The organism is Okeanomitos corallinicola TIOX110, assembly GCF_038050375.1.
Taxonomy (GTDB): Bacteria; Cyanobacteriota; Cyanobacteriia; order Cyanobacteriales; family Nostocaceae; genus Okeanomitos; species Okeanomitos corallinicola.
The window spans coordinates 1,587,087-1,605,139 of sequence record NZ_CP150886.1; the positions used below are offsets into that span (position 1 = coordinate 1,587,087).

Sequence of the window (18,053 nt, forward strand, 5' to 3'; positions counted from 1 at the left end):
CTGCTTCTTGAAAACTGACAACTGACACCTGGGGAGATAAGGAGTGCAGAATTTATTTAATCATGGCGTAGCAATTACAGGCAGTGGTTCGGCAGTACCAGCTACTGCCCTGGATAACCAGACCTTGACTCAACTGGTAGAAACATCAGACGAATGGATTAGCACAAGAACAGGAATTAGTCAACGGCAGTTAGCATTACCGCCGGAATCATTGACTACATTAGCCACAGAAGCGAGTAAACAGGCGATCGCTGCTGCTGGTATTCAAGCAGAAGACATAGACTTAATATTGCTGGCAACTTCCACACCAGATGACTTATTTGGAAATGCCTGTCGAGTCCAAGCTGAAATAGGTGCATACAAAGCTGTTGCCTTTGACTTAACAGCAGCTTGTTCTGGATTTGTCTTTGGTTTAGTGACAGCAGCCCAATTTCTGAGAACGGGAGCTTATCAGAATGTACTGCTCATCGGTGCAGATATCCTCTCTCGTTGGGTAGATTGGCAAGATAGACGGACTTGTATATTATTTGGTGATGGTGCTGGGGCAGTAGTTTTACAAGCCAATAGCAGCGATCGCCTGTTAGGATTTGCCCTGAAAAGCGATGGTACACAAAACCACTTCCTCAACCTGGGATATCAAGGCACAACAGAACAGATCACACCAGAGATTCAAGTACCTACAGGTAAATATCACCCCATTTCCATGAATGGAAAAGAAGTATATCGCTTTGCCGTTCAGAAAGTCCCAGAAATTATAGATAAAGCTTTATTTCAGGCAAATCTCACCGTAGACAAAATAGACTGGTTAATTTTACACCAAGCAAACCAACGGATTATCAACGCCGTAGCAGATCGGTTAAAGATTCCTGAACATAAAGTAATTAGTAATGTAGCCCATTACGGCAACACCTCCGCAGCTTCCATTCCCCTAGCATTAGATGAGGCAATTAAACAAGGAAAAATCAAACCCGATGATATCATTGCCACCTCCGGTTTTGGCGCTGGACTAAGCTGGGGTGCAGCAATTTTTCAATGGGGGAAATAGATGGAGAGAGGGGGAGAGGGGGTGAAATATTTTTATCAATCCCTAATCACCAATTACCAATTACCAATTACCAATTACCAAATGACAAAAACTGCATGGGTATTTCCCGGACAAGGTTCTCAGGCCTTAAACATGGGAATTGATTTATTAGAAATTGCATCTGCCAAAGCCAAATTTGACCAAGCTGAGGAAATTTTAGGGTGGTCTGTGAGCGAAATTTGTCAAAATGACGAAGAAAGATTATTTCGCACACTTTATACTCAACCTTGTTTATATGTAATTGAAAGTATTCTCGCCGACTTATTGCGGGAGAAGGGAGAAAAACCAGATTTAGTTGCTGGTCACAGCTTGGGAGAATACATTGCTTTGTATGTAGCAGGTGTGTTTGAATGGTCTGCTGGTTTACACTTAGTTAAACGCCGGGCCGAAATTATGGATAATGCTGCTGGAGGGATGATGGCGGCATTAATGAATTTTGATCGGCAACAGTTAGATCAAGTAATTTCTGACACTCCTGATGTAGTTTTAGCTAATGATAATAGTCCTGGACAAGTTGTAATTTCTGGGAGTCCAGAAGCTGTACAAGCTGTGATGTCACAAGTGAAAGCAAAACGCGCTGTACCCTTGAAAGTTTCTGGTGCATTTCATTCCCATTTAATGAAAACTGCGTCTCAGGAATTTCAAGAAATTTTAAATGCTACGGTTTTTCAAACTGCAAATGTACCTGTTGCTTCCAACGTTGACCCAATTCCTGCTACTGATGGAGAGATTTTAAAACAGCGTTTAACTCAACAAATGACTGGTTCTGTCCGTTGGCGAGAAATTGCTTTACAATTACCAGAAAATGGGATTACAAAAGTAGTAGAAATTGGACCCGGTAATGTTTTAACTGGTTTAATTAAACGGACAGTTAAAGATGTGGAGTTGCAGAATATTAGGAAAACTGAAGAGTTACCAACTTAGGAAGTAGATTCTGATATACAGCAGATTTCATTCATGAAGGATACAAACTGGAATGATAAAACCGTTATAGTGCTGGCCGAACAGTCCCCTAGATGTGTACCTCATAATTTTTGAAAACTGCTGTATTAAAAAGTCTTTGAGTTTAAAATACATTCACCTTCCCATCATTGAGAAGATAAAGAGAACGATAACCTGGAAACTTCTCACTAGGACGCAATTCTAAACGCAGAGTACCAAAATTAGGTTTAGAAACACTTGCGTCTAAAGACCTACCCGTATCATCCCAAAAAATGATTGAAAAATTAGGTTCTGTAGCATTTGCTTGATCTATAGTGTATTCTTTCCCTGGATGTAAAAACATCCGTCGCATTTCTGGAAATTTCTCCAGTTGCAAAACTCTTGGTGTGCGGTTTACCACTTGTACACGAATGTATTGACCAGGTTTAAATTCCAATGGACGCGGACCACAACGAGATGCACAAGTTCCAGCTAATGTCACATCAGCATTATTAGTAGGTGTGAATAATAAAGCAGCAGTTATCAGTGTTGCAGATATTAACTTCGACATAGTAAACCCCTGAAATAATTATCAAGTGTGATTTTTTTATACACCTAAAAGTGGGGGGTTAGCAATGTTAAATATAACTGACTTTTGAACTTCTTTACTAACTAATTTTCTAACTCAGTAATATGCCATCATCTGCTAATAAATTTTGTGCAGCTTCTAACATAGGTGTAGCAAGGTCTTTTAAATCGTCCCGATTATTTAAGTATGTCTTTAACGCTTCCATCGGATCTATACTACTACTAGCATTTAATTCGGGAATTCGGGGTTTAGCTAATTGACTAACTAATTCTGGTTGAATTGTATAGGTATGTGCTGTGCTTAAAGCTTTATGAATTACAGAATTTTCAATTAAATCTAACTGTTCAGAACGCAATTTATAAATTAACCGAACTACAGTATCTTCTAAATTATACTTGGCTATCGCCTTTAACAAAACCCCTTGCGGATCATCACTCTTAGATAAATCTACCTCAATAGTGCCAAATGTACGCACAGGTAAAGGACAAAATTCCCACTCTGCGTTACCTTTCTCCAACTCCACCATCACATAACCCTTATCTTCCTTCTCCTCACTAAAATCTACCCGTTCAATACTCCCAGGATAAATCACCGGTGGGTCATTAGACTTATTCAAATTTTGATGACAGTGAACATGACCTAAAGCCACATAATCAAAACAAGGTCGCGTTAACAAAGACAAAGGCAACGTAAAACCCTTACCCACAGCTAACAAACGTTCCGCCCCCAACATAGCATTATCCGCCATCAAATGGGCTAAAAGTATAGTAGGTACATCGGGGTCAAGTTTTCTAATTTCCCCTTCTAATACTACTTCTAAGCGTTCTGTTAACATTTGGTTGACTTCCCCCATAGATAAACCTGCGGTTTCCTTCCGAGTCATCAACGCGGAACGAGTTAACCAAGGAAGGGTAATTACTTGTACCTTACCGTTACGGGTTTGAATACTATGGGTAGTTAAAGTGTCACCGACGACAAAACCAGGAACGCCGAGAGTGCGGTAAATATTAAGACTTGCACCGCCGACTCCTTGGGAATGTAAATCATGATTACCAACTAACAAAACCGTTGGTATATCTGCATCTACAAGGCGACGAAATTGACTAGCAAAGGCTTCTTGTACGTAGGGCGGTGGGGTAGCATCGGGAAAAGCATCACCACCAAATATCACCATATCTACTGGTTCTGATAGGGCGCGATCTATACACAAAGATAGGGTATTGACAAAATCCTCTAATCGTGTATTTAAGCCTGTTATGGGGTTAATGCGGCCGTGGGAGAAACCGCTTCCTATGTGGATATCTGAAAGATGGAGAATTTTAATCATGTTGGTGAGTGGGATTTTTTTTAACGAACCGCAGAGACGCAGAGGACGCAGAGAGGGGAGAGTTTGAGAGAGATTTTACATAGGTTTTATGATAACGAATCACAGAGGCACAGAGGACACGGAGGGAAGATGTTTTAATTTTTATCTGTGTTTATCTGCGTTTATCTGCGTTCCATTATTTTTGATGCTTGGGTTATGTTAAAATCACGGACATATTTAAGCATACATCTACAGAGGACACAGAGAAAGATGGATTTTTTTAACCAAGAGATAGAATTAAAATCAGATGTCGGAATGGATTACAGACAACTGCAAAACTACCTCAAAGCTGAAAACTGGAAAGAAGCGGATATGGAAACATACAGGGTCATGTTAGCAGTTGCGAAGCGGGAAATAAAAGGTGATTTAGATGTTAAGAGTATTGATAATTTTCCCTGTGCAGACTTCCGTACCATTGACCAATTGTGGGTAAAATACAGTGATGGTAAATAAGGTTTGAAGCTCTTCTCTCGCGTCGAGACTTGTAGATTGTAACATTTAAAGTAAATGTAGGTTGGGTTGAGGAACGAAACCCAACGCTTAAAAAATGTGATATTGGGTTTTACTTTGTCTGAATCAGGATAACCAGGATTAAAGGATTAACAGGATGGTAATTTATAGATAGTTAATAATCATTGAAACTCATCATTCAAAAACATCCTAAAAATCCTCAAATCCTGGACATCCTGATTCAGACAATTTCTTCTTAGCGTCTTTGCTTCTTAGCGTCTTTGCGCGAAACTTAAATTTCAAAAATCCCCACAAATAACTTATCAATCACATCCTGAAAATCCTATAATCCTGGACATCCTGATTCAGACAAATGCAAAATTAGACATAAGACATAAAATTAAGGTGCGTTACGCTGTTGCTAACACACCCTACTTTGATAACTAAATGTGAATACCACACTCAGTTTTACCGGTTCCTCTCCAACGTCCAGCGCGTTCGTCTTCACCTTCACCTACTTTTGTAGTAATAGGTTCGTCACCAATGCTAGGATATCCTTGGTCATGTAGTGGATTGTAAATCACTTTGTGTTCTGCAACATAAGCCCAGCTTTGTTTGCGAGTCCAAGCTGCTAAAGGATTAACCTTTAAACGTCCTTGGTTATCTAATTCAAAAACAGGCATATTTGCACGGGTAACAGCTTGGTCACGACGACGACCTGTAATCCAAGCGATTGTGTTTAGTTCATCTAAACCGCGTGTGAGTGGTTCAATTTTGGTAACTTGGTGGAATTTGGTAATATCTGCATCCCATAATGCTTCCCCATACTTAGCAGTAAAAGCTTCACGGGTGTCTACATCTGGAGTTTTGTAAGTTTTTAAGTCTAGGTTATAAATTTCTTTAGCTTTAGCAACTAATTCGAGGGTTTCCGGGAAGTGATATAAGGTATCAAGGAAGATAACGGGAACTGAACGCTTGAGAATAGTATAAAGAATATGGGTGATGATGATGTCATCAACGTTAAAAGCGCTGGTTTGTACTAAACCTGTGGGTATGTTTTCAACAGACCACGTGAGAATTTCTGTAGGGGTAGCGGTGTCAAACTGCTTATTTAAGCTATCTAAATCAAAAGCTGCGGCGACTGTCATGATGATTCCCTAATAAAATATGTTTACTTTATTTTAAGATTCATCCTACCTTATAAAGACACCTATTCCTCTCGATAATTAGGTAATTGTGATGTACGGGTATCACTACACTGATAGATACTGAGTTTATTTTTTACCTAGTTTCCAATCTTCACCACCGGGTAATTTACCAACATATTCATCTATCATATCAGGCAATTCTCTGATTTGATAAATATAGGTAAAATCAAGTAACTCTGTAGCTATTAATATCAACTTTTGGTTATCTAGAAGTTGCGAAAGTTGCTTTCTGGAAAATTTACCATTCATAACTTCTAAAGCAGCGTCAGCAATTGCTAATTCAATTTCTTCTGTTAACCAACTATTCCATTCATTTTGATTTATATAATGTGATTTTTTGTTTTCTTTTAAATTGATATCTTGAATTTCCACCAGAGAATTACGAATGGAAGCAACCCAAGAATTTGTTAATCTTTGTTCGATTTGATTTTTAATCAGATGTATTAACAATACCTTGAGAAAAGATTTAATTTGTCGTAGTATCGCTTTTTTACTCATCCCCTCTAATTCATCAACAATTGCTAAAGCATCGTGATAACGTCCTTGTAAAATACTATTTCTGAGGTCTACTAATTCCTGTGTCATCTCTATTAACCTCAATTTGCAAATTCATTATTATTAATATAACAAAAAACTCAAAAAAAGATCCCCTAATTTTCAACAAATTGGGGAATCTAAAAGTTATTTAGTTGTTATGGTTTAATAAGGCCATTTCCAGTCTCGAATTTCCGGCATATCTTCACCGTGTTTCTGGATGTATTGCTTATGTTCAATCAATTTATCTTGTAATTTTTGTTTCACATAAGCTGCTTTAGAACCTAATTTTGGTACACGATCTATTACATCCATTACTAAATGGAATCTATCTAAATCATTCATCACTACCATATCAAAAGGTGTGGTTGTTGTACCTTCTTCTTTATAACCACGAACATGGAGATTTTGGTGATTTGTATGACGATAGGTGAGACGGTGAATTAACCAAGGATAACCATGAAAAGCAAAGATAATTGGTTTATCTGCGGTGAAGATAATATCAAAATCTTTGCTACTTAAACCGTGGGGATGTTCACTTTTTGGTTGTAGTGTCATCAAGTCTACAACGTTCACTACCCGCACTTTTAATTCTGGGAAATTTTGCCGTAAAATATCTACTGCTGCTAATGTTTCCAAAGTTGGAACATCTCCAGCACAAGCCATAACCACATCTGGTTCACCGTCTTGATCATTACTTGCCCATTCCCAAATTCCTAAACCTTTAGTACAGTGTTTTATAGCTGCATCCATGTCTAAATATTGTAATGCTGGTTGTTTTCCAGCTACGATCACATTTACATAGTTGCGACTTCTTAAACAGTGGTCGGTGACAGATAATAAAGTGTTCGCATCGGGTGGAAGATAAACCCGAATCACATCAGCTTTTTTGTTAATTACATGATCAATAAAACCGGGATCTTGGTGTGAGAAACCGTTATGATCTTGTCGCCAAACATGAGAAGTGAGAAGATAATTTAATGATGCTATTGGTCTTCTCCAAGGAATATGACGGGTTGTTTTTAACCATTTAGCGTGTTGGTTAAACATGGAGTCAACGATATGAATAAATGCTTCATAACAGGAGAAGAAACCATGTCTTCCTGTTAGCAAATATCCTTCTAACCATCCTTGACAATTGGTTTCACTGAGGATTTCCATCACCCGACCATTGACTGATAAATGGTCATCTTCGGGGAGAGTTTCTGCTACCCAGGTACGGTCTGTGACTTCTAATACAGAACCAAGGCGGTTGGAGGCGGTTTCATCGGGGCCGAAAACTCGGAAGTTGCTACTTTCCAGGTTTTCTTGCATCACATCCCGGAGGAAATTACCAGTTACTCTTGTAGCTTCAGCGTTGACTGTTCCTGGTTTGGGTACTTCTACTGCATAGTTGCAAAAATCTGGCATGATTAAATCCCGCAGCAAAATACCACCGTTAGCGTGGGGGTTGTCTCCCATCCGACGCTGACCTGTGGGTGCGAGTTCTGCAAGTTCGGGGATGAGTTTTCCGGTTTCGTCAAAGAGTTCTTCGGGTTTGTAGCTTTTTAACCAGTCTTCTAATAAACGAAGATGTTCCGGTTTACCAGCTATATCACTAAAGGGGACTTGGTGCGATCGCCAATAGTCTTCTGTTTTCTTCCCGTCTACTTCCTTGGGGCCAGTCCAACCTTTAGGAGTGCGTAAAATAATCATTGGCCATTGGGGACGTTTCGTAAACCCATGTACCCGCGCTTCCCGTTGGATACCTTGAATTTCCGCAATGATAGTATCTAAAGTTGCTGCCATTTGTTGGTGAACATCCGCAGGGTCAGCACCTTCCACAAAGTAAGGTTTGTAACCATAGCCGATAAATAGACTTTCTAATTCATCCTCTGGTATCCGTGCTAATACGGTGGGGTTAGCAATTTTATAACCATTCAAATGCAGAATTGGTAAAACTGCACCGTCTGTCACAGGGTTAAGGAACTTGTTAGAATGCCAACTTGTCGCTAGGGGTCCGGTTTCCGCTTCCCCGTCACCCACAACCGCAGCGACAATTAAGTCAGGGTTATCAAATACAGCACCGTAAGCGTGAACTAAAGCATAACCAAGTTCTCCCCCTTCATGGATAGAACCGGGTGTTTCTGGGGCTACGTGACTAGGGATACCACCAGGAAAGGAAAATTGCTTAAATAGTTTTTGCATCCCTTCGGCATCTTGGGAGATATTGGGGTAATATTCGCTATATGTTCCTTCTAAGTAAGTATTAGCTACAAGTCCGGGGCCACCATGTCCGGGGCCTGCAATGTAAATGGTGTTGAGGTCGTATTTTTTAATCACCCGGTTGAGGTGCGCGTAAATTAAATTCAGTCCTGGTGTTGTTCCCCAATGTCCCAAAAGTCTTGGTTTAACGTGTTCTTGTTTAAGGGGTTCTTTCAGTAGGGGGTTGTCAAGGAGGTATATTTGTCCAACTGAGAGATAGTTGGCTGCACGCCAATATGCGTTAATCTGTTGTAATTCTGTGTCTGTTAAAGGTTTTTGTTTTGGAGTGCTGGCTAAGGTCATTTTCAACTCCGGTAAGAGGTATTTACACCAATATCAGTGTATTGGGTTGTTGTTTTGGTGTCATCTTACCTGTGATTGGTTTTTTGGGTGGGAAGTTATAGATTTTTTTTATTTCACGCAGAAAGGGGGAGAAGGCTAGGAGTTAAGTGTTTTGCAGCATTTTCAGAATATGTTTAACTAAGTTCTCATTAATTTCTCGATGTCTGGGAATGGGTTGTGATACTTTAGTCATAGGATTTTGATACCAGTCATGTTTTCCACCATGTCTAATAAAAATACAACCCATTTCTTCTATTTGTTTAATTAAGTCTTTTCTTTTCACAATAATTCTAACTCTGCAACTTTTCTGATAGCAGGAATATTATTACTGCTAAATTCCTGATACAAATCTACTAAGTTGTTTTGGAGTTCTTCTAGTGAAGTTCCTTGTGTCCAATAATCGGGATATTCTTCTAAATAACCGATAAACATATCTTCATCTTGCCAATAAGTATATTTTTTCTTTTTAATTGTTTCCATGATGGTTTTTACCTCATCAATAGTTTGTTTAAGAATGCACAACTTAATTATATAGTATAAGCTATTCATGATAATTTATGCTCATGATACTTAATGAATTCTTGTAATTCCATTAAGATAGGATATGTATGGTGTATTAACCATAGAGTAATTTAGCAAACTATTGATAATGCTGTTTTACAGAGTTGATTATCAGACACTCTAAAATAATTATTGTTTTTGAAAAATAAATTACATCTAAATCCAATTCCTCATCCTCTGATTTTATCAAACTTTACTGATTATTACCAAACCTGAAGAATTACAAAATAACACTGTATTAAAAAACGAAAAATGAAAATCATTAAACGCAATATTGAATTAAGAGTTGATGATAGTTTAATGCGGGTTTATGTCGCATCTCCTCAACGAGAAGGTAAATATCCGGGCATTGTTTTTTACAGCGACATCTATCAATTAGGTGATGCGATAATTCGCTTAGTTAATTATTTAGCTGGGTTTGGTTTTGTCGTTGCAGCACCGGAAATTTTTCACCGGATAGAACCTGTTGGTGCTGTAATTGAACCTAATGATTTGGGGAGAATGCGCGGTAATGATGATGCACGCAGAACGTTAATTTCTGAATACGACAATGATACTCGCGCTGTCATTAATTGGCTAAAAAATGAAGATTCTGTTATTGCTGAAAAAATCGGTGCTTTAGGTTTTTGTATCGGTGGACATTTAGCTTTTCGGGCAGCTTTTGAAAGTGAAATTGAAGCCTCTGTATGTTGTTATCCTACAGGTATTCCTATCGGTAAATTAGGTAAAGGTACAGCAGATACAATTCACAGAGTTGAGGAAATTAAAGGAGAGATGTTATTAATTTTTGGTACTCAAGATCCCCATATTTCTGAACATGATAGACACACTATTATTCATGCTTTGGAAAGTTCTCATATCCATCATCAATTTTTCTCTTATGAAGCAGAACATACTTTTATGAGAGATGATGGTTATCGTTATGATCCCGTTGCTGCTACTTCTGCTTGGGAACAGATAATTGATTTCTTGGAACGGAAGTTTAAGCATTAATTTTATAGATCCCCGAAGTATTAAAAATCGGGGATTTTGTTTTTTGTTTTTTGAATTACTAATATCCAACGGAATTGTTCTATATTATTAGCCATTGGTTTTCCGTCGCAGTCTGGGTAAATGACCTCTGATGAAGTTGTTTGTAGAGGTTGAGTAACCATAACTTTAAATTAGTTAATTGTTTACTTTATCAATATTTTAGCACCTTATAAATTCAAATATTATTGGGCGGGCAAGATGCCCACCCCACAAGACTTTTGATTACATGATTTTAATCATTAATAGATAACAAACCAGGGGGAGGAGTAATTTCAATTCGCCGATTTTCTAAATCCACAACTGGCACAATTTCCATGACAAAGGGAATTAAAATTGTTTTTCCGGCTTTATCTTCAGCAAAATTATCATCCAATTTCACTTCTAATAAATCATGTCCAGAAGGCATTAAATCCACAACAGTTCCGATTAATTGCCCAGATGCTTGGATAAAGACTGATAAACCGATCAAATCCATCACATGAAATTCACCTGGTGCTAATTGTAGGCGATCGCCAATCGGTACAAACAACAGACAATCACGCATATTTTCCGCAGATGTGCGATCGCTAACTCCCTCCAATCTAATCACATATAAATTCTTACCCTCAAGATATCTTCCCCCCAGTAACTCCACTGGTTGCGGTTCTTTCTCCCCAGGCCGCAATATCCACCGAGTCCCCGCTTCCACAAACCGTTCCGGGAAATCCGTATTCGGATAAACCCGCAACTCCCCACCCAAACCTTGAGGTGCAACAATTTTACCAATCTCCATCCAATCGTCAAGATTAGTGATTGGTGACTGGGAACTGGTGACTGGGGAAGATTTTTTACTCACCTTACCCTTCCTCTTCTTCTTCTTCGCTTCCTTTGTGACTTCGTTGTTCATTTCTCTTACACACTCACCGCTGCATCTTGATAAACCCGTTCAGCTACCTGAGCTAAACGCTGCATACCGATAGTAATTTCCTCATCACTACCAGTTAAACTGATACGCAGACATTGATGTTTATGTTCCCAATCTTCTTTCAAACCAGGGAAGAAACTACTACCAGGGACAACAATTACACCCACTTTTTTCAATTCCTGATAAAATTCCCGGTCAGTCATGGGTAAATCTTGCAACCATAACCAACCAAAAATAGCACCTTCACCACGATGTAAAAACCAAGGTACATTCTGAGGCATCGCTGCATCTAATGTACTTTCCAACACATCAAACTTATTCTTGTAGAAAGGACGAATCACATTTTCAGCGATATTGCCTAATGCACCTGATTCTATCGCACGGGCAGCGATCGCCTGACCATATCGAGAAGAATGTATCCCTGAATTAGTTTGGAAACACTCTAAAACCTGCAATAGTTTTTCATCCCCAATGGCTATTCCCAGTCTTTCACCCGGTAATCCCGCCTTTGATAAACTCATACAATGGAGAATATTTTCACCAAACACAGGTGTCATATCCGTAAAATTCAACGCTGGGAAAGGAGGTGCATAAGCTGAATCTATCAACACAGGGACATTAAATGGTGCAGCTAAAGCCGCGATTTTCTCCACCTCATCATTACTTAAAACATTACCTGTGGGGTTACAAGGACGAGAGAAAATCACACAACCAGTATTGTCATTAATAGCCAGTTGACTAAAATCTGGACGATATTTAAACCTATGGTTATTACTGTCAATATCAAGAGTAGGTTTATAAGCAATTAACGCCTCTGGGCATAAACTTACCCCGCCATAGCCAGTATAATCTGGACTTAAAGGTAAAACAATTTGCTTTAAATCACCATCTTCAGTATATCCACCGTAAGCATTAGCCGCATAAAAATAAATAGTTTGACTACCAGCAGTAACTAAAATATTCCGTTCCGTTAAATTTAAGCCGTAACGCTGATTAAAATCCTTCACCATCACCGAAATAAATGGTGCATAACCTTGAGAAGAACCGTAACGACAAACAACCTCACCATATTCAGAACTAGCTAACAAATCTGCGGTACAGTCCCGCCATAACTGTTCTACCTCTGGTAAAATCAGCGGATTGCCGGCACTTAAATTATATAATTCCTGCCCCTGATTAGCTTTCAGTGTTTCGTTAATATCTTTCATAATCGCTCTCACTCCAGTTAAGTTGGACATTTGAGCGCCGATTTTCGTAAGGGCAGGTTTCATCATGGTTGTGAAAAATTAAATAAATAGTTATCGAGAGATGTATTACTAGATAGTTGCGTCATTTATAATTTTTGACGCTTTTATCCAATTTAAACCAGTGAATGAAATTTTAACAAAATCTCTGACTTCTAAAACTGCAAAAATTATAAAAGCTGATAAATAAAAGCCCCACTTGTGAGGGTGGGGGATTTCTCTTGTAATTGGTACTAATGTACCATGCAGATAAAAATTTGACAAGGGATGGCTCAAAAAAACTATGGGAGTTCATCATAATTAGAAAACTTGAAAATGGGAATTTTGATAAACTCATGGTGATAACTTTCACTTAGGAGAGAGAAATTTTGGAAGTAAAAGCCGCAGTAGCTCATAGTGCAGGTAAACCCCTAACTATTGAAACAGTGCAACTCCAAGCACCACAAGCAGGAGAAGTATTAATAGAAATCAAAGCCAGTGGGGTTTGTCATACAGATGCTTATACCCTTTCCGGTGCAGACCCAGAAGGTTTATTTCCCGCTATTTTAGGTCATGAAGGTGCTGGGGTAGTGGTGGAAGTAGGCAAAGATGTCAAAAGCCTTAAACCCGGAGATCATGTAATTCCTTTATACACACCAGAATGTCGCCAGTGTGATTATTGTTTAAGTTTTAAAACTAACCTCTGTCAAGCAATTCGCGCTACCCAAGGCAAAGGTGTAATGCCCGATGGTACGAGTAGATTTAGTATCGGTGGTGAGATGATACACCATTACATGGGTACTTCCACTTTCGCTAATTATACGGTATTACCAGAAATTGCTGTAGCTAAAATTCGGGAAGATGCCCCATTTGATAAAGTTTGCTACATCGGTTGTGGCGTGACCACTGGTATCGGTGCTGTTATTAATACCGCCAAAGTTGAACCTGGTGCAAATGTCGTAGTTTTCGGTTTGGGTGGCATTGGTCTAAATGTGATCCAAGGGTCACAAATGGTGGGAGCAAATATGATTGTAGGAGTTGATATTAATCCCAAAAAACGCGCCTTAGCTGAGAAATTTGGGATGACACATTTTGTCAATCCCAATGAAATTGCAGGTGATTTAGTGCCTTATTTAGTAGATTTAACTAAAGGTGGTGCTGACTATTCTTTTGAATGTATTGGCAATGTTAAAGTTATGCGTCAAGCATTAGAATGTTGTCATAAAGGTTGGGGTGTAAGTGTAATCATTGGTGTCGCTGGTGCAGGTCAAGAAATTAGCACTCGTCCCTTTCAATTGGTGACTGGGAGAGTTTGGAAAGGTTCAGCCTTTGGTGGTGCAAGAGGACGAACTGATGTCCCAAAAATAGTAGATTGGTATATGGATGGAAAAATAAATATTGATGATTTAATTACTCATGTCATGCCGATTGAAAAAATTAATGATGCTATGGATTTAATGCACAAAGGAGAATCAATTCGTAGTGTGGTGACATTTTAATTTTGTGTAAATGAGAAGCAATGCAAATTTAGCAACAGCTTCTCACCCTATATTATAATTGAATTAAACAGCAGGTTTTGATTATGCAAACACCTAAAATTCAATCAAACGCAGCAAACTTGAGAGAAAACATCTATGAAAGTGATTTTTATGGGTGGACTCAACAACAAGCTAACCTGCTCAAAAATCAACAATGGAATCAGCTTGATTTATCTAATATAATTGAGGAAATTGAATCTTTGGGGAGAAAGGAAAGACAAGAAATAAGAAATAGATTAAGTATCTTAATTGGACATTTATTAAAATGGGAATATCAACCAAGTAAACGTAGTCGTAGTTGGTTAGCAGCAATTCGGATTCAAAGACGGGATATTGTCAAATTATTACATGAAAATCCCAGTCTAAAATCTCAGATAGAAATATTGATTAATGAAGCTTATGAAAATGGTCAGGATTTAGCATCAGGAGAAACAAACTTACCCCTTTCAACTTTTCCTGAAAAATGTAATTATATTTGAGAGGAAATTATCAGCGATCGCTTTTTTCCTGGTGAACCTGCCAACGATGATTTAATGACATAATTAACTGCCCATGACTGATATTAATTTGATTGCTGAATATAAATCCTTTGATGGTAAACTTGGCTTTTATTCTCATGTCTCAAATCTCTGTAAATGTGAGATGCGGTTTTCCGTTTATCAACCACCACAAGCTACACAAAAACCATTACCAGTTTTGTATTTTCTCTCTGGTTTAACTTGCAGAGAAGATGTGTTTATGATTAAAGCAGGGGCGCAATATTGGGCAGCTAAATATGGCATAATTATAGTTGCACCAGATACAAGTCCACGACTGACTGGTACTCCTGGTGAAAATGATGAATGGGATATTGGTACAGGTGCAGGTTTTTATGTAGATGCAACAGCAGAACCTTGGAAATCGCACTATCAAATGTATAGTTATATAGTCCAAGAATTACCCACAGTCATTAACAGTAATTTCCCAACTCAACCAGATCAACAAAGCATTTTTGGTCATTCAATGGGTGGACATGGGGCATTAATTTGTGCAATGAGAAATCCAGATATTTATAAATCAGTATCTGCCTTTGCACCTATTGTTACACCGATGAATTGTGCTTGGGGAAAAAAAGCATTTAGTCTGTATTTGGGTAATAATCAGGAAACTTGGCGTGATTATGATGCCTGTGAATTAGTGCAAAAAGTGGGATATCATAGTTCAATTCTCATTGATCAGGGAACAGCCGATGAATTTTTAAACCATCAATTATTACCAGAAGAATTTATCAACGCCTGTGCTAAGGTAAATCAACCTTTAAACTTCCGTTATCAACCAGGATATGACCATAGTTATTATTTTATTGCTACCTTTGTTGCTGATCATATTCGTCATCATGCGATCGCTTTTGGATTAGAATAGTTACTAAATCATCAGGAGTAAAAACATGGGTTTAGCTGGCATCAGAATTATCTTAGTCGAACCAGCAGGACCATTAAATTTAGGCTCTATTGCTAGAGTTATGAAAAACTTTGGCTTATCTGATTTAGTATTAGTGAATCCTCAATGCGATCGCTCATCTACTGAAGCCTTAAACATGGCCGTTCGCGCTAAAAAAATATTAGCATCTGCCGTGATAGTAGATACATTACCACAAGCATTACAGGGATGCGTCCGCGCCATTGCTACCATTGGCCGTGACTATGATGGAGAACTACCTGTAGAAAATCCTCGTCAAGTATTTCCCTGGTTATTAGCAGAACCAGAAAAACCCGTAGCCTTAATATTTGGTAGAGAAGATCGAGGATTAACAAATCAAGAAATCAACTATGCCCAAAAATTAGTATTTATCCCCACAAACCCCCAATATTCATCTTTAAATTTAGCCACAGCCGTATCAATTTGTTGTTACGAATTATCACAAATAGCGGAAAATTTCATAAATCAAGATATACAAACATCAGAAACCGCTTCCTTAGATATGATTGAACCTTATTATCAAGAATTAGAATCTCTTTTATTATCCATAGGTTATCTTTATCCCCACACAGCAGCAAGTCGCATGGAAAAGTTCCGCCATTTGTATAATCGCGCTCACCTAAAAACTGGAGAAGTGGGAATGCTCAGAGGGATTTTAAAACAAGTACAATGGGCAATAGAAAATCATCATCAAAAATAAGATCCTGTTTGTGAATTGACTTTGTTGCTTTTTTATGTCATAAATTCCTCACGGTTAGTAATAAAAATCATAAACACAAAGAATTTACGGACATCTTTTCTTGATCTGTCGTGTTAGAATACTTGCTTATAACAGCTTTCAGCGGTAGAACGCTTGAAGTACAAGGCTTTGTGATTTACTAATCATTTACCTGCAATATGCTGTATATGAATCCTATTTGAGTTTAAAAAAAACTATCTATAGATTTAACAAAGTTCAACAAAACCAAGCATCAAGATTAATAATATAGTTAAGATTTGATAGTTAATTTTCAGTTTAAACACTTACAAAAAACACAGTCGAGTTGGTCACAAGGAGTAGCAGTGTCAGAATCAAGTGACAAACTAATAGCTGTCTCAAAGCAGCAACCTGTACAGCTTCGTCGCCGGATGCGTCAAGTTCCCAAGGAAAGACAAAAACCCGTTCAGAGACAGCAACAGAGCGCGAAAAAACCCGACAACGTAGCTCTAACAAAGCTGAGTAATAATCCTGCCACCGTCCCCTCTGGCAAACAAAAATCATATTCTCAAGTAGTTGTACCCAAAGCAGTTAAACCTATTCCTAAAGCCAGGACAGCAGTATCAAAACCCGGTACAGGGATAAGAACCGTACGTGTTCCCAAACAGGGAATCTTAAAAACCAATAGGAAAGCATCCCGGAAAACACGGTTAAAGCCAATGGCCAGAACTGTATTGTATATTCTGAGGATGTTAATTGTCGGAGTTGGACTAGGTGCAATTGTGGGTACGCTGTTGTCAATCTTAGATCCTGCTAGTCGCATCACAAGTACCTCCCCATCTCAGACTAATATAAGCCAATCTAATGCTAATAGTTCCGTCAACCCAGGTAGCTTGTATCTATCCCAAGAAATTTTACAGTTAAAAACATCTATTCAAAATTTAGCCACATCTAACCCTACTTTAATCCCAGGGGTGTTTATGGTAGATTTAGATACAGGAGCTTATGTAGATGTTAATAGTAACACTATTTTTCCGGCCGCTAGTACCATTAAAATCCCCATTCTCATTGCTTTCTTCCAGGATGTAGACGCAGGTAAAATTCGCCTGGATGAAATGCTGACTATGGAACAAGACATGGTGGCAGGGGGTTCAGGAAATTTACGCACTCAACAAGTAGGTAGTCAATACACAGCCTTAGATGTGGCAACAAAAATGATTACCATCAGTGATAATACCGCCACAAATATGCTGATTCAGCGACTGGGAGGCCAGGAAGTTTTGAATACCCGTTTTCGCAGTTGGGGATTAATAAACACAGCCATTCGTAACCCTTTACCAGATTTACAAGGTACAAACACCACATCCCCCAAAGAGTTAGGAGAATTAATTGCTAAGGTAAATCAAGGTAATTTAGTGAGTATGCGATCGCGTGATTTAATGTTAGATATTATGCGTCGTACAGAGAGAGATAATCTTCTTCCTTCTGGTTTAGGAGAAGGTGGCCGTGCATACCACAAAACTGGTGATATTGGCACAATGTTAGCAGATGCAGGTTTAGTTGATATCCCCACAGGTAAGCGTTATATAGCTGCTGTCATGGTACAACGTCCCCATAATGATCCCGCAGCAGCAACTTTAATTAGTTCTATTTCTAAATTAGCTTATCAATTCTTTAGTCAAACCGCTGTCACACCTCGTATTCCTACAAATAGTCAACCAACAAATAATTTGCAACCACCTGTTCAACCTTTTATTCAACCTCAAGTCATGAACCCCACAGCACCAAATGGTTTGGTGCAAAATCTCCCCATAGGTACTAATCAAACTCCTGTTACTCCTCAATACTATCGGCCACAATAAAATTCGTAATTCGTAATTAATAAATACTCTAGGACTTACG

The 18,053-nt window shown here is 38.5% G+C and carries 19 protein-coding genes; 9 read left to right on the plus strand and 10 right to left on the minus strand.

Going from position 1 to position 18,053, the window contains the following annotated elements:
- Window positions 1–43: 43 nt before the first annotated feature.
- Both WJM97_RS06855 and fabD read left to right on the plus strand, forming a co-directional pair.
- The gene (locus WJM97_RS06855) at window positions 44–1,045 is read left to right on the plus strand and encodes a beta-ketoacyl-ACP synthase III (RefSeq protein ID WP_353932295.1); all 1,002 of its coding nucleotides are present in this window, start codon (window positions 44–46) and stop codon (window positions 1,043–1,045) included.
- 81 nt (window positions 1,046–1,126) lie between these two features.
- Complete coding sequence (fabD, locus tag WJM97_RS06860; RefSeq protein WP_353932296.1) at window positions 1,127–2,008, plus strand: ACP S-malonyltransferase; 882 nt, start codon at window positions 1,127–1,129, stop codon at window positions 2,006–2,008.
- Window positions 2,009–2,150: 142 nt separating this feature from the next.
- Here the strand turns inward: fabD and WJM97_RS06865 are convergent, their stop codons facing one another.
- Both WJM97_RS06865 and WJM97_RS06870 read right to left on the minus strand, forming a co-directional pair.
- Window positions 2,151–2,576: a hypothetical protein gene (locus tag WJM97_RS06865; protein WP_353932297.1), complete on the minus strand. Its 426-nt coding sequence runs from the start codon at window positions 2,574–2,576 to the stop codon at window positions 2,151–2,153.
- A gap of 109 nt (window positions 2,577–2,685) precedes the next feature.
- Entirely contained in the window at window positions 2,686–3,921 is a 1,236-nt protein-coding gene (locus tag WJM97_RS06870) for an exonuclease SbcCD subunit D (RefSeq protein WP_353932298.1), read from the minus strand.
- Between the two features lie 249 nt (window positions 3,922–4,170).
- Between WJM97_RS06870 and WJM97_RS06875 the strand changes: the two genes are divergently transcribed.
- Entirely contained in the window at window positions 4,171–4,413 is a 243-nt protein-coding gene (locus WJM97_RS06875; RefSeq protein WP_353932299.1) for a GUN4 domain-containing protein, read from the plus strand.
- Window positions 4,414–4,853: 440 nt separating this feature from the next.
- On the opposite strand, the gene cysH is transcribed toward WJM97_RS06875, so the two are convergent.
- From cysH to WJM97_RS06900, 5 genes are all read right to left on the minus strand, one after another.
- On the minus strand, window positions 4,854–5,558 hold the full coding sequence (gene cysH / locus WJM97_RS06880) for a phosphoadenosine phosphosulfate reductase (RefSeq protein WP_353932300.1): 705 nt from the start codon (window positions 5,556–5,558) through the stop codon (window positions 4,854–4,856).
- A gap of 126 nt (window positions 5,559–5,684) precedes the next feature.
- A complete protein-coding gene (locus tag WJM97_RS06885; RefSeq protein ID WP_353932301.1) occupies window positions 5,685–6,203 on the minus strand; it encodes a DUF29 family protein in 519 nt (172 codons plus the stop codon).
- Between the two features lie 114 nt (window positions 6,204–6,317).
- Complete coding sequence (locus tag WJM97_RS06890; protein ID WP_353932302.1) at window positions 6,318–8,699, minus strand: phosphoketolase family protein; 2,382 nt, start codon at window positions 8,697–8,699, stop codon at window positions 6,318–6,320.
- Between the two features lie 142 nt (window positions 8,700–8,841).
- Window positions 8,842–9,021 carry a type II toxin-antitoxin system HicA family toxin gene (locus WJM97_RS06895; protein WP_353932303.1) on the minus strand — a complete coding sequence of 60 codons (180 nt, stop codon included), beginning with the start codon at window positions 9,019–9,021 and terminating at the stop codon, window positions 8,842–8,844.
- Entirely contained in the window at window positions 9,018–9,287 is a 270-nt protein-coding gene (locus WJM97_RS06900; protein ID WP_353932304.1) for a hypothetical protein, read from the minus strand. The genes WJM97_RS06895 and WJM97_RS06900 overlap by 4 nt, the downstream gene beginning before the upstream one ends.
- 264 nt (window positions 9,288–9,551) lie before the next feature.
- Between WJM97_RS06900 and WJM97_RS06905 the strand changes: the two genes are divergently transcribed.
- On the plus strand, window positions 9,552–10,292 hold the full coding sequence (locus WJM97_RS06905; protein WP_353932305.1) for a dienelactone hydrolase family protein: 741 nt from the start codon (window positions 9,552–9,554) through the stop codon (window positions 10,290–10,292).
- Between the two features lie 20 nt (window positions 10,293–10,312).
- On the opposite strand, the gene WJM97_RS06910 is transcribed toward WJM97_RS06905, so the two are convergent.
- The 3 genes from WJM97_RS06910 to WJM97_RS06920 all read right to left on the minus strand — a co-directional run bounded on the left by WJM97_RS06910 (window position 10,313) and on the right by WJM97_RS06920 (window position 12,506).
- Window positions 10,313–10,453, minus strand: a complete 141-nt coding sequence (locus WJM97_RS06910) for a hypothetical protein (protein WP_353932306.1) — start codon at window positions 10,451–10,453, stop codon at window positions 10,313–10,315.
- A gap of 110 nt (window positions 10,454–10,563) precedes the next feature.
- Window positions 10,564–11,217 (minus strand): ribosome maturation factor RimM, encoded by a 654-nt coding sequence (gene rimM / locus WJM97_RS06915; protein WP_353932307.1) that lies wholly within the window; start codon window positions 11,215–11,217, stop codon window positions 10,564–10,566.
- Window positions 11,218–11,222: 5 nt separating this feature from the next.
- On the minus strand, window positions 11,223–12,506 hold the full coding sequence (locus WJM97_RS06920; RefSeq protein ID WP_353933121.1) for a valine--pyruvate transaminase: 1,284 nt from the start codon (window positions 12,504–12,506) through the stop codon (window positions 11,223–11,225).
- Window positions 12,507–12,847: 341 nt separating this feature from the next.
- On the opposite strand from WJM97_RS06920, the gene WJM97_RS06925 reads away from it, so the two are divergent.
- From WJM97_RS06925 to WJM97_RS06945, 5 genes are all read left to right on the plus strand, one after another.
- Entirely contained in the window at window positions 12,848–13,957 is a 1,110-nt protein-coding gene (locus WJM97_RS06925) for an S-(hydroxymethyl)glutathione dehydrogenase/class III alcohol dehydrogenase (RefSeq protein WP_353932308.1), read from the plus strand.
- Window positions 13,958–14,040: 83 nt separating this feature from the next.
- The gene (locus tag WJM97_RS06930) at window positions 14,041–14,475 is read left to right on the plus strand and encodes a DUF29 domain-containing protein (RefSeq protein WP_353932309.1); all 435 of its coding nucleotides are present in this window, start codon (window positions 14,041–14,043) and stop codon (window positions 14,473–14,475) included.
- Window positions 14,476–14,548: 73 nt separating this feature from the next.
- Window positions 14,549–15,397 carry an S-formylglutathione hydrolase gene (gene fghA / locus WJM97_RS06935; protein WP_353932310.1) on the plus strand — a complete coding sequence of 283 codons (849 nt, stop codon included), beginning with the start codon at window positions 14,549–14,551 and terminating at the stop codon, window positions 15,395–15,397.
- 25 nt (window positions 15,398–15,422) lie between these two features.
- Complete coding sequence (locus WJM97_RS06940; protein WP_353932311.1) at window positions 15,423–16,154, plus strand: RNA methyltransferase; 732 nt, start codon at window positions 15,423–15,425, stop codon at window positions 16,152–16,154.
- A 362-nt stretch (window positions 16,155–16,516) separates the two neighbouring features.
- Window positions 16,517–18,013, plus strand: coding sequence for a serine hydrolase (locus tag WJM97_RS06945; RefSeq protein ID WP_353932312.1), 1,497 nt, complete (start codon window positions 16,517–16,519; stop codon window positions 18,011–18,013).
- Window positions 18,014–18,053 lie beyond the last annotated feature (40 nt).

Coding starts and splice junctions, on each gene's coding strand:
- fabD (WP_353932296.1), top strand. CDS start 1,127: ATGACAAAAACTGCATGGGTATTTCCCGGACAAGGTTCTCAGGCCTTA.
- WJM97_RS06865 (WP_353932297.1), bottom strand. CDS start 2,576: ATGTCGAAGTTAATATCTGCAACACTGATAACTGCTGCTTTATTATTC.
- WJM97_RS06870 (WP_353932298.1), bottom strand. CDS start 3,921: ATGATTAAAATTCTCCATCTTTCAGATATCCACATAGGAAGCGGTTTC.
- WJM97_RS06875 (WP_353932299.1), top strand. CDS start 4,171: ATGGATTTTTTTAACCAAGAGATAGAATTAAAATCAGATGTCGGAATG.
- cysH (WP_353932300.1), bottom strand. CDS start 5,558: ATGACAGTCGCCGCAGCTTTTGATTTAGATAGCTTAAATAAGCAGTTT.
- WJM97_RS06885 (WP_353932301.1), bottom strand. CDS start 6,203: ATGACACAGGAATTAGTAGACCTCAGAAATAGTATTTTACAAGGACGT.
- WJM97_RS06890 (WP_353932302.1), bottom strand. CDS start 8,699: ATGACCTTAGCCAGCACTCCAAAACAAAAACCTTTAACAGACACAGAA.
- WJM97_RS06900 (WP_353932304.1), bottom strand. CDS start 9,287: ATGAATAGCTTATACTATATAATTAAGTTGTGCATTCTTAAACAAACT.
- WJM97_RS06905 (WP_353932305.1), top strand. CDS start 9,552: ATGAAAATCATTAAACGCAATATTGAATTAAGAGTTGATGATAGTTTA.
- WJM97_RS06910 (WP_353932306.1), bottom strand. CDS start 10,453: ATGGTTACTCAACCTCTACAAACAACTTCATCAGAGGTCATTTACCCA.
- rimM (WP_353932307.1), bottom strand. CDS start 11,217: ATGAACAACGAAGTCACAAAGGAAGCGAAGAAGAAGAAGAGGAAGGGT.
- WJM97_RS06920 (WP_353933121.1), bottom strand. CDS start 12,506: ATGAAACCTGCCCTTACGAAAATCGGCGCTCAAATGTCCAACTTAACT.
- WJM97_RS06930 (WP_353932309.1), top strand. CDS start 14,041: ATGCAAACACCTAAAATTCAATCAAACGCAGCAAACTTGAGAGAAAAC.
- fghA (WP_353932310.1), top strand. CDS start 14,549: ATGACTGATATTAATTTGATTGCTGAATATAAATCCTTTGATGGTAAA.
- WJM97_RS06940 (WP_353932311.1), top strand. CDS start 15,423: ATGGGTTTAGCTGGCATCAGAATTATCTTAGTCGAACCAGCAGGACCA.